1 pseudogene is annotated in these 247 nt (G+C 78.1%); it reads right to left on the reverse strand.

From position 1 onward, the window contains the following. A pseudogene (locus tag H7B90_RS25210) lies at positions 1-236 on the reverse strand (biotin-dependent carboxyltransferase family protein); the annotation flags it as partial. Between the last annotated feature and the right edge of the window lie 11 nt (positions 237-247).

A 247-nucleotide genomic window follows, 5' to 3' on the forward strand; every position in this document is an offset into this window, starting at 1 on the left:
CGCGCGTCCGTGCCCCGGCTGCCGAGCGCCGGCGGCACGTCGATGCCGCCGGCGACGGCGAGATAGGCCCGGCAGCCCCGCAGCGCCGGGCCGAAGGAGACGAGCGCGCCCCGCCGCAGCAGCACGGGGCGCCCCATCGGCAGCCGGTCGCCTTCGACGCGCGCGTCGAACTCGGCTCCGGCTACCGCCACGAGCACGTCCCGCTCGGCGCGGAACTCGCCACCGAGCAAGGTCAACTCCAGCGCGG

The organism is Cohnella xylanilytica (genome assembly GCF_014212175.1).
GTDB classification, from domain to species: domain Bacteria; phylum Bacillota; class Bacilli; order Paenibacillales; family Paenibacillaceae; genus Cohnella; species Cohnella xylanilytica.